Here is an 11,274-nt window from a genome sequence, read left to right as displayed (position 1 = left end):
GCATTTCCCAGTTGACAAAACTATAGGAACACCCCCCGCAATAGCTCATCGATGGCGGGATTCTCTATACTGGGTCACATATGACGGTATCGCGCCAAAGGAGAACGCCGTGACCACGTCGCAGATATCCCTGCTCGCGCTCATCTTGGTTGGGGGCATCGGCATCCTGCTTATCGGAGTGAGCGCGCTCATGAAGGCCGCCGCCCGCAAAAAAGCCAAGGCCTGTACCGCCGTGACCATGGGGACGGTCATCGACCATCGCTTTATGGGTGAAGGCAGAATGAATCCCGTTTTGGAATACACCGTCGACGGCACGCAATACCGCGCGAAAAAACAATTCCGTGGCATAAAGACCAAAAGCTTGTCGGGACTCCCCATCCGCACGCAAGCCACCGCCTACGAAGACGCCAAGGGCTGGCTGCACGTGCAGACAGGCCCCATCGCCCGCCTAGGCACCCTCGCGGAGCAGCTTTGGCCCCTCGGTAGCCAAATGACCGTGTACTACAACCCCAGCAACCCAGACAAAAGCTATGTCGAACGCCCCATCGTGGGCAACTTTGCCACACTGATGTTTAACATCGCAGGCTTCTTGCTCATCGCGATGAGCATCTTGCTCTATGTTCTTATCCAGCGCTAGCTCAAACTGATGCGCCCCGCGCCCCATGCGCCGCAACGACCGTTACGACACCAAGGATCAGCCATGGCAACACTTTCCGAACAAGAACGTAAGCGCATCCAGCGATACTGCATCTGTCCCAAGGTTGCCGGCGCGGCGCTTGCCATGGCATTCGTGCTGCCCTTATTGATTATTCCTTTCGAAATGATCGACGACATCGTCTTCCATCACGAAGGCTTCCAAGAGACGGGCATGATGACCGCCTTGGTGCTCACCGCCATCGAGCTCGTCATATTCTGCTACTGTGCCCTCGCGCCGCGTTTTGGCATGCGCGGCAAGCAGTGGAAGGAAATGCAGAACCGGCTCGCCATCGAGCAGAGCGAGAAAGACCGCTCGGCACAAATCGCAGGCGTTGTTGGCACGCAGGCCGCCGCACGCCTGCTCAAGAACAGCGACAACGAGACCGCACGCAACCTGGGCGGCGCGGCAGAAGTCGCCGCTGCCGTAGGCGCCGTCGCCACCGCGGCAGACGTGCTTGCCGAAAGCTTCGCCAACGCAAGGGCCATGGCAGAGGCCTGTGGCGTGCCTGTCCCCCGTGCAAAGAAGTGGGTCGTCGCGCTTGTGGCGCTGCCCCTCGCGATCGTGTGCGGCGCCTATATCCCGCAGCTGGCGCAGGGAAACATCGAGATGCAGGAGAACGCCGCGGCCGCGGCCGAGCAGATCGCCATCGCACGCAAGGCATTAGAGCCCTCATGCGAGTACGTGTCCGCCGATGACCCCTACGAGCGATATCAAGATTACGGCTATCACGTCCGCAGCTATCTGCACGACGGCGACTCCGATGCCCAGAAGACCTATACGTACCTGGATTTTGACAACAAGGGAACGCTCACGGAAGTGAGCTACGCGGCAGAGATCGACCCCGACGCGAGCCTTGAGGACAACCTCGCCCGCATCGAGCTCGACTTGGACGAACTTTCCTCTGTCGTCCAAACCGTAGACGTCAAGACCGTGAGTCCCGAGCTCCTAGCACCGCAAAAGCTCCCCGAAGAGTTTAGGCAGGCTTTTTTGAACGGTTCGCTCTACGAGAGAATCTCCATCAGGACGAGTGACAACCCCATCAAAACGTACTATTCGTTTGACACGGATCCCGAGGATGAATTTGACGAGTACACCCATCCAAGCATCCGTATCACATTGATGGGCAAAACGAGCTAGCCACCCAATGTGACAAAGGGACTGTCCCTTTGTCACATTATTCGGAGCGTAGGGCTTCCACAGGGTCTTTCTTGGATGCGCTGCGAGCCGGCAGCAGGCCGGCAACGACCGTCAGCAGCACCGAAATTACAATGAGCATCAGCGCGTCTTGAACGGGCAGGCTCATCAGGTTGGGCACCTGCTTGGCCGCAAGCGCCCAGGCATTAACCGGAAAGCTCACGGCCACCACGACGACAATGGCAAAGACGCCGGCAATGAGGCCTTCGATAAAGGTCTCGGCATTAAATACGTTGGCCACGTTGCGCTTTGACGCGCCGATCGCGCGCAGGATGCCAATCTCCTTTTTGCGCTCCAGCACGCTGATGTAGGTGATGATGCCGATCATGATGGAGCTCACCACCAAACTGATACTCACGAATGCGATGAGCACCAAGCTGATAGTATTCACGATGTCGGTCACCGAGCCCATGATGATGCCCATGTAGTCGGTATACGAGATTGCCTGCTCATCGTGGCCAGCAGCTTTGACCTGCTTGTTGTACGCATCGATGTAATCGAGCACGCGCTCCTTGGCCTCAAAGTCGCGCGGGAAAATCTTGACCGAAATGGGGTCCGCCTCGTCCGCATAGCCCAACGTGGTCAGATTGTTGTCGTAGGTGAGCTTCGACGCCTTGGCATAGCTCATCATGAGCGAGCTCAGATCCTCGGCGTCCATGTTGAAGTGGATGGCACGAGCAAAGGCGCCCGCATCCACGCGCATGGCGCTCGCCAGGTTGGCAAAACTCGAAGACATCTGCGTCGCCATTTGGTCCATGAACCCTGCCGCACCCGCCTTGAGCTGGGTTGATACCGTCGTCGCAATCTGCTCGCTGACCGCCTTCATCACCTGATCCATAGACTGCTGCAAATACGGAGCCAGCTGCTTTTGCACATAGTCGCCCATCACCTGCTGCAGACGCTCGGCCAAGGCATCGCCGCCCAACGCCTTGAGCTGGGCCAGGCATTGCTGGGCTGCGGCATCATTCTCAAGATACGCCGAGAATGCGGCAGCAAGCTTTGACGCGTCCTTAAGATCTTCGGGCGACAGCGCCTTAAACTGATCAGACTGCAGAAAGCCCTCAAACAGCTGGTTGGCAAGCGTTCCTACCTGCTGCATCTGCTCGGGCGTGAGTTCCAGACCGTCAAAGATGCCCGAGAAATCTGGGGCCGGCGCTTTGGCCATGATGTCGCTGAAGTCGATGTCCTTCCCAACGCCCGAAAGGTCAAGGTCCAGCCCGGACAAGTCGATACCAGAAAGGTCTATACCGCCGGCCGCACCCGAGAGCGCCGACGTATCGAACGAGAACGCACTCTTGAGCGCCGCTTCGTCCACACCGAACATGCTGCCCAAATCCACGCCCTGTTTGGCCTCGCCTTGCAGTTCATCGAAAGACTTGCCCGTAAAGACATCCGTCTCGGGGTGGGCAAGCTGCTCCTGCACGATTTGCGAATCGGCAGCACGCTCCATAAGCTGGCGAGTCAGCGCATGCGTATAGGCAATGCCCGGGGACAATGCGCTCGCGTTTGCCGCCTCGTTGGGTCGCACCACGCCCACAATGCGCACGTCAATACCGTCGGCAACCTTGGCTTTCATAAAGTCGGCGTCGCCAGACATGTCAGTCCACATGCCGGTCTCTTCGTTTTTGCGATAGGCATCGGCCGGCGACAACACCTTAAACGTCGTGGACAGTGCATCGTCGTAGGTAAAGTCGCTGCCGGTCTTGGGCGTCTTGACCTTGCCGTCGGCCGTCATGGCACTGTTAACCAGGTCGTTGAGCTCATCGATATCCAGCGCGCCGATGCTGTAGAGCGTGTAGTCGCCCACCGTTCCGCGGCTCGAAAGCACCATCACGGCCTCGTTGGCGGACGTAGGCCAATGGCCGGCAACGACATCGTACTGGCTGTCGAGCAGGCTCTGGTCGTCAATCATCTCGTTAAAGACCGACGTTCCCATGGAATCCATGCTCACCGTTGCCGCCGAGCTCGCGCCTCCGCTCATGGCCTCGGTCATAGCGTTGGGAACAAGGCGAACGGGCTTCTCGTCGCCCTTACTCGAACGATAGACAACCGGCGTCACGCCGTAACCATACTGAATAGCGTTGACCTCTTTGTCGATACCGTTGCCGCCGTCGTCAAGCCATGCCTTAAAGCTCGTCATATCGTTAGATTTAACACTTGCGAACATGTCCTTTACGGCCGTGACCACAGGGATCTTATCGGTCCCCTGAGCCTTGCCGCCGGTAGCGCCATCGGACGAGTCCTCGCCCTTGGACGCCTCCTCATCCGTGCCCCCCTGTCCGCCCATCATAGACGACAGGTCGTAATCTTGTTTGGAAATCGTAAGCGGGTAGCTTGAGAGCGTGTCCTCCTCGACCTTTTTGATGTAGCCGTTTACGCCGTTGGAGAGCGCCAGAATCGCCGCGATGCCAATAATGCCAATCGAACCTGCAAAGGCAGTCATGGCCGTACGGCCCTTCTTGGTCATGAGGTTTCGGGCAGAAAGCCCCAGCGCCGTCATAAAGCTCATCGAGGTTTTGCGCGTGGGTTTTGCCTCGCGATGTGCGACCGTGGCCACATCAAAGGGGTCGGAATCGTCGGTGACCTTGCCGTCCGCCAGGCTGACGATGCGCGTGGCGTACTGGTACGCCAGCTCGGGATTGTGCGTGACCATGATGACCAGACGATCGCGCGCAACGTCCTTGAGCAAATCCATAACCTGCACGGACGTCGTTGAATCCAAGGCGCCGGTCGGCTCGTCAGCCAGCACAATCTCGGGGTCGTTGATCAAGGCGCGGGCAATGGCCACGCGCTGCATCTGCCCGCCCGAAAGCTGGTTCGGGCGTTTGTCAACGTGCTCGCCCAGACCAACCGTCTCGAGCGCCTTACGCGCACGCTGGCGGCGCTCGGCATGTCCCACGCCCGTGAGCGTAAGCGCCAGCTCCACGTTTTCCAAAATGCTCTGGTGCGGAATGAGGTTGTAGCTCTGAAACACAAAGCCAATGCGATTGTTTCTGTAGGCATCCCAATCGCGGTCGCTGAAATCCTTGGTCGAGATGCCATCGATCAGCAGGTCGCCGGAATCGAAATGGTCGAGTCCACCAATGACGTTGAGCATCGTAGTTTTACCCGAACCCGAGGGACCCAGGATGGCTACAAACTCGTTATCGCGAAAAGACAGGCTTACGCTGTCGAGCGCTACCTGCGTAAACGACTGCGTAACGTACCTTTTGCAAATAACTCTGAGATCCAGCATGGACGGCAACCTCTCTCGCGCGGGCGCGCTCGCCCGCTCCCCCGCCGTTCACGTTCGGCGCGTTTGTCCTACTCTATCCTCATTTTTGGCCGATACCAGTGAGGAATGTAACGAACCGCGCCAAAAAACGAACGGGACAGCACGCCGCATGGCGCACCATCCCGCATATAACATCCCCGATGCGACAAAGAGGCTGTCACTTTGTCACATTCCAATGCGCGCTACTTTTCGAGCCCGCACGGCATAACGTTAGCGCTGCCGCGGCGAGCCTCAGTCACGGCTGCAAAGAAGCGATAGCCGCCCGAGAAGTTAAAGCACTCAAAGCCATGCTGCGCCAAAATGCGGCAAGCAATGTAGCTGCGAATGCCGCTCTGGCAAATCACGTAGACCGGCTTGGCCCGGTCGAGCTCGCTCAGGCGATTGCGCAGATCATCGACGGGAATGTTTACGAAACCATCGATATGCCCGCGCTCATACTCCCCTTCCGTACGAACATCGAGCAGCTGCACGCTGCCATCGCGTGGCAAGTTGGGCTCATCCTCCCAATGCCACTGCGCCAGTATGCCGCGATTGAGGTTCTCGATCATAAAGCCCGCCATATTGACGGGATCCTTCGCCGATGAATACGGCGGCGCGTATGCTAGGTCCAAATCCTTAAGCCTATCGCCGCGCATGCCTGCCTGGATGGCAGTCGCCAGAACGTCGATACGCTTGTCCACACCATCGATGCCCACGATTTGCGCACCCAGCAGGCGCAATCCCTGCTTCTCGAAGACAACCTTCATGGTCATGGGCGTTGCACCCGGATAATAACCCGCATGCGAACCGGGCGACAGGACCACGCTGTCGCAGTCAATTCCCGCCGCGTGTGCTGCCTTTTCGGATAGTCCCGTGCTTGCCGCCGTCAAGTCGAATACCTTGATAACCGATGAGCCCAACGATCCGAGGTAGCAGCTGTCCATGCCGGCTATGACATCGGCGACGACACGCCCCTGCTTGTTGGCGGGGCCGGCGAGCGAAATGACCGCGTCCTCGCCGGTCACCTGATGCGTGACCTGCACGGCATCGCCCACGGCATACACGTCGGCAGCAGAGGTCTCCATGCGGTCGTTGACCACAATAGCCCCCTTGATGCCCAGTTCGAGCCCCGCCTCTTGCGCCAGATGGCTCTCAGGTGCCACGCCAATGGCAAGCAGTACCATATCGGCTCCGATAGGGCCATCGCCCGCAACATGGGTGACAACGCGGCCATCAACTTCCTCAAAACCTGTCACATCGGCCTTGAGGCGCAGATCGATACCGTGCTCACGCACCTCGGTATGCAAAAGGGTCGCCATGTCGTAATCCAGGTTGTTCATAAGCTGGACGGGACGCTGCAGAAGGGTCACCTGGAGCCCCAGCTCGCACAGATTCTCCGCCGTCTCGACGCCAATGAAGCCGCCGCCGATCACGACGGCACTGCTCGGTCGCCGCTCTCGAACATAGCTGTGAATACGCAGCGTGTCCTCAACGGTGCGTAGGCTAAAGATTTTATCCGAGTCGATGCCCGGCAACGCAGGGCGAATCGGCTTTGCACCCGGCGACAGGATGAGCTTGTCATACGTCTCGACAAATTCCTCGCCCGTCAGCATATTGCGAACCTCGACCGTATGCGAATCGGGATGGATGGCAAACACCTCGTGACTCGTCTTGACCGCAATGCGAAAGCGATCCCAAAAGCCCTTGGGAGACTGCAGCGTCAATGCGCTCTCTTCTTCTATCACGCCGCCAATGTAGTACGGAAGCCCACAATTGGCATACGATACAAAACCCGTGCGCTCAAAGATGACAATTTGGGCCTGCTCGTCGAGTCTGCGCAAACGTGCCGCCGCCGATGCGCCGCCCGCGACGCCTCCAACGATAACCACCTTCATAGCTAACGCACCACCTTTCCCGTGTAGCCGCTTATGCCGCCGATATTCTTGACACTGCCATACCCAGAACGCTTAAGAAAACTCACAGCTTGGTTGCTTCGCGCACCGCTCAGGCAATGCACGAAAAGCTGCGTGCCCTTTCGACGTATACCCATGATGCTACCCCGAAGCAGAAAAAGAGTCGCTGTTTCCAGCGACTCCCCTTCAGTTGTCTGTCCCACAGACTTACTGTTCGCTCTTCGCGAGTGCCTGATCGATCAGTTTGTTGAGCGCCTCGCGCTGCTCAGCGGAGTTGATGCCGCCCATGATCGGCTCTCCCACAATGTTACCGTTCTGGTCGATCACGTAGGTGGTCGGGAACGAGTACAGGTTGGAGGTGAACTTTCCGGCCTCGCTGTCCGACTTAAACCAGATGTTCTTATACGTCACGCCCTTCTTGGAAAGCACGTCCTTGGCATCAGCCACCTCGTCTTTATTGCCATCGAGCGTAAAGGAATTAACGCCCACGACCTGGCCGCCCTTCTCGGCAAGCTCCTTGTTGAGCTTCTCCAGATCACCCAGCTCTCCCACGCACGGCTTGCAGGTGGTAAACCAGAAGTTCATGACGGTGACCTTGTTCTTGGAGAACAGCTCGTCGCTGTTTACATCGTTGCCGTCCAAGTCCTTGCCCTTAAAGCTGGGGAACTTCGTCTCCCCGCTCTCGCCGTTGGTCATGCCTGCGGTCGAGGCATCGACGCTCTCCCCCTCGCCGGGCGTGCTGCCGCATCCGGGGAACTCCTTCTCCAGCGCCATGAGCTTGTCCTCGATCTCCTTGACCTGCTGCGCGCCGGCCTTAAGCGTCTTAAGCTCGTCAGCCGCAAACTGATCCTTGGCGCCCTCGATGGTATCGAGCAAGAAGTCACCGTAGTTCTTGCCGTCCTCAATCATGGGAGTGTCTTTGTTGGCCGCAAGGAACACCTTTTCCCATAGGGCGTTATCGCTCGCAAAGATCTCGTTTTCCTTTTGCAGCAGCTGCTGGTACAGCTTGGCCGCCTCCTCGGCGCTCGACGGCTTTTGTGCCACAAGCTCGGCAATCTGCGCATCGCCGCTCGTGGCATCCTTCGCGTCGCCCTTGGGGGCAGAGCACGCCGCGAGAGTCAGCGCCAGCACGGGCAGCATCAACAGAGCCGCAATTTTTGACAGTTTCATGGTTCCTCCGTTTATATCGAAACTTATATAGGTACCTATTTGTTTTCGCAGGCTTGCGTGGACTGCGCGGGTTTGTCGCCAGTCACACCCAGCCCGTAGCGAAAGCTAATAGCATCGACGGGGCACGCGCCCACGCATTTGCCGCAACGAATGCACTCGGCATGGTCGGGCGTACGCGTAACGTCCACGTCCATCTGGCACACCTTGGCGCACTTGCCGCACGAGACGCATTTACAATGATCGACCTGAATCCCCAGCAACGACACCTTGTTCATGAGTGCATAAAATGCGCCGAGGGGGCAAATCCATTTACAGAAGGGGCGGTAGAACAGCACGCTCAGCACCGCAACCGCAATGAGGATCGCGAGCTTCCAGGAAAAGAGCTTTCCCAGCGCGGAGCGGATTCCCGTATTCATGATGGACAGCGGAATCGCGCCCTCGAGCACACCCTGCGGGCAAATATACTTGCAAAAGAACGGGTCGCCCATACCCACATCGTTAACCACCAAGACGGGCAGCAGCACCACGGCAAACAGTAGCACGGCATACTTGATGTACGTGAGCGGCTTGAGCTTTTTCGTGGAGAGCTTTTTGCTGGGAATCTTATGCAGAAGCTCTTGCAGCCATCCAAACGGACACAAAAAGCCGCATACAAAACGTCCCAGTAGCACGCCGATCAGAATGAGCGTTCCGGTGACGTAATACGAAAAGCTGAACTTAGACGATCCCACCACCGACTGAAACGACCCGATGGGGCACGCACCCGAGGCCGCTGGACACGAGTAGCAGTTAAGCCCCGGCACGCAGACGGCTTTGCCGGCTCCCTGGTAGATACCGCCCTTGGCAAAGTTAGGCAGGTGAATATTGGTCGCAAGCGTCGCCGCCGCCTGAATCAATCCGCGGAATCTCGCCAAAAGATGCGATGCAGTGTTTTTTCTTTTATCCAATTCCGATACACTCCAAGCACAGCCTGATTGCCTTGGCCAGCACGGCATCTGCCTCGCCGCGCATAATTCCAAAGCCAACCATGGCTACCCCAACGATCAGCAAAGCCACCTGCGCCACAGGCTTAATCGCTTTGAACAATCTGACCACTCCTTTCGTTTCGCGACCCATTGGACCATACCGACTATAAAATCCGTGTTAAGCGTGAATGACTATGCAAGGAGAACGTTATGCGCATCTTGGTCGTCGAGGACGAGCGGGCGCTGTGCGATGCGATCGCACGCAGCCTGCGCAACTTGGCCTATAGCGTCGACTGCTGCTACGACGGGCAGCAGGCCCTCGATCTACTCGATGTCGAGACCTTTGATCTTGTCGTGCTCGACCTCAATCTCCCCCATGTCGACGGCATGACCGTGCTCAGGCAACTCAGGACAACTGATTGTGAGACCAAGGTGCTTGTGCTCTCGGCACGTGGCGAGGTCTCCGACAAGGTAGCGGGGCTCGATGCGGGCGCCAACGACTACCTCACCAAGCCGTTCCATCTTGACGAGCTGGCGGCACGTATACGCAGCCTCACGCTCAGGCGCTTTACGCAAAGCGACGTTGTTCTAACCTGTGGATCGCTGAGCTTTGACACCAAAGCGCGCCTCGCCTCCGTGGGCGGCGAGACCCTATCCCTCACGCGCAAGGAGACCGGCATCTTGGAATACCTGATGCTTAACCAGGGGCGGCCGGTGAGCCAGGAAGAGCTTATCGAGCATGTATGGGACAGCAGCGTCAACAGCTTTAGCAACGCAACCCGCGTGCACATCTCGTCGCTGCGCAAAAAGCTGCGCGGCGCGTTGGGGCACGACCCCATCCGCAACCGAATCGGCGAAGGCTACGTTATGGAGGACGGCAAATGAAGCGGCTGTCGCTGCAGTGGCGCATCACGTTGATGACGGCACTGCTGATATGTTCAACCTGCGTACTTATGAATTGCCTGGTTGGCTACTCCGGCATGCGCTACATGGACTCGATCGGCAATGAACTATCGGCGCACAGCAAGGTGGAGGCGGCCTCGCCCAGCTCATTTGACCCGACAAACAAAGAGCTCGACGACGCGCTGACCATCGTCGTGAACGACGCCCAAGAATCGTTTGGCGCGACGAGCTGGTATATAACTGCGGCGGTGACGCTGCTCGGCGGCGTGCTGGCCTACTTTGTAAGCGGACATGCGCTGCGGCCGTTGCGCTTCTTTGCGACGCAAGTCGAGAGCGTGCGGCCCGACAACCTCGCCGACACAAAAATCAGCGAGGACGTGCCCTCTGAACTCAGGCGCTGCAGCGCGTCGTTTAACGACATGATTGCCCGCCTTGACGAGGGATTTTCCGCACAAAGACAGTTTACGGGCAATGCGGCGCACGAGCTGCGCACGCCACTTGCGCTCATGCAGGCCCAGGTCGAGCTGTTTTGCGCCGAGCACCCCGACGTCGACGCCGATACAGCGAGCCTGCTCGGGCTGCTGCAGGAGCAGACCGAGCGGATGACGCACATGACAAAGACCCTGCTCGAGATGAGCGAGCTGCGCAGTGTCCCTTGCAACGATGTGATTGACCTAGCGCCGATGATCGAAGAAGTGCTCACGGACCTGGCACCCCTTGCCGAGCAAAAAGACATCACGCTTACAAGTGAGGGCGACGCGCAAATGATCGGCAGCGACACGCTGATCTATCGGTTGCTGTTCAACTTGACCGAAAACGCCATACGCTATAGCGCGCCCAACTCGACCGTGCAAATCAACGCCTGCGCCGAAGGCGACCGCGTGCTGCTACGCGTGCGCGACCAGGGGCCGGGCATTCCCGAGCAATACCAGACGAGCATCTTTCAGCCCTTCTTTCGCGTCGACAAATCGCGCAGCAGGGCATACGGCGGCGTGGGGCTGGGGCTTGCGCTGGTCTGGGAGATCGCCGCGCTCCACGGCGGCTCCATCGAGGTCGAAGAGAGCTCGGAGCGCGGAACGACCATGCTCGTGACTCTTCCCACTCGCGCACTCGGCTCATTAAAATAACGAACGGGATGGCACGCCGCGTGGCGTACCATCCCGCACATAATATCGAGGA

The 11,274-nt window shown here is 58.3% G+C and carries 9 protein-coding genes; 4 read left to right on the top strand and 5 right to left on the bottom strand.

From position 1 onward, the window contains the following. Positions 1–109: 109 nt before the first annotated feature. Together DW925_RS09200 and DW925_RS09195 are read left to right on the top strand one after the other, a co-directional pair. Complete coding sequence (locus DW925_RS09200) at positions 110–637, top strand: DUF3592 domain-containing protein (protein ID WP_117583287.1); 528 nt, start codon at positions 110–112, stop codon at positions 635–637. Between the two features lie 63 nt (positions 638–700). Next, on the top strand, positions 701–1,834 hold the full coding sequence (locus DW925_RS09195; protein ID WP_117583288.1) for a hypothetical protein: 1,134 nt from the start codon (positions 701–703) through the stop codon (positions 1,832–1,834). Between the two features lie 37 nt (positions 1,835–1,871). On the opposite strand, the gene DW925_RS09190 is transcribed toward DW925_RS09195, so the two are convergent. The 5 genes from DW925_RS09190 to DW925_RS09170 all read right to left on the bottom strand — a co-directional run bounded on the left by DW925_RS09190 (position 1,872) and on the right by DW925_RS09170 (position 9,313). Beyond that, the gene (locus DW925_RS09190) at positions 1,872–5,126 is read right to left on the bottom strand and encodes an ABC transporter ATP-binding protein/permease (protein WP_117716805.1); all 3,255 of its coding nucleotides are present in this window, start codon (positions 5,124–5,126) and stop codon (positions 1,872–1,874) included. A 221-nt stretch (positions 5,127–5,347) separates the two neighbouring features. Further along, positions 5,348–7,039, bottom strand: coding sequence for an FAD-dependent oxidoreductase (locus DW925_RS09185; protein WP_117790854.1), 1,692 nt, complete (start codon positions 7,037–7,039; stop codon positions 5,348–5,350). Between the two features lie 225 nt (positions 7,040–7,264). Next, positions 7,265–8,227 (bottom strand): redoxin domain-containing protein, encoded by a 963-nt coding sequence (locus DW925_RS09180; RefSeq protein ID WP_117635847.1) that lies wholly within the window; start codon positions 8,225–8,227, stop codon positions 7,265–7,267. A 35-nt stretch (positions 8,228–8,262) separates the two neighbouring features. Next, complete coding sequence (locus DW925_RS09175) at positions 8,263–9,174, bottom strand: 4Fe-4S binding protein (protein ID WP_233503109.1); 912 nt, start codon at positions 9,172–9,174, stop codon at positions 8,263–8,265. Further along, positions 9,167–9,313: a CD1871A family CXXC motif-containing protein gene (locus DW925_RS09170; protein WP_197032826.1), complete on the bottom strand. Its 147-nt coding sequence runs from the start codon at positions 9,311–9,313 to the stop codon at positions 9,167–9,169. Before DW925_RS09170 ends, DW925_RS09175 begins: the two co-directional genes overlap by 8 nt. A gap of 89 nt (positions 9,314–9,402) precedes the next feature. On the opposite strand from DW925_RS09170, the gene DW925_RS09165 reads away from it, so the two are divergent. Together DW925_RS09165 and DW925_RS09160 are read left to right on the top strand one after the other, a co-directional pair. Continuing rightward, positions 9,403–10,077: a response regulator transcription factor gene (locus DW925_RS09165; protein WP_117636921.1), complete on the top strand. Its 675-nt coding sequence runs from the start codon at positions 9,403–9,405 to the stop codon at positions 10,075–10,077. Next, positions 10,074–11,222 carry a cell wall metabolism sensor histidine kinase WalK gene (locus tag DW925_RS09160; protein ID WP_117636922.1) on the top strand — a complete coding sequence of 383 codons (1,149 nt, stop codon included), beginning with the start codon at positions 10,074–10,076 and terminating at the stop codon, positions 11,220–11,222. Before DW925_RS09165 ends, DW925_RS09160 begins: the two co-directional genes overlap by 4 nt. The last annotated feature ends 52 nt before the right edge of the window (positions 11,223–11,274 follow it).

The organism is Collinsella sp. AM43-1, assembly GCF_003467925.1.
Lineage (GTDB): Bacteria > Actinomycetota > Coriobacteriia > Coriobacteriales > Coriobacteriaceae > Collinsella.
The sequence above is the reverse complement of the archived record's forward strand: the minus strand, read 5'-3'. Positions and strand labels throughout refer to the sequence as shown.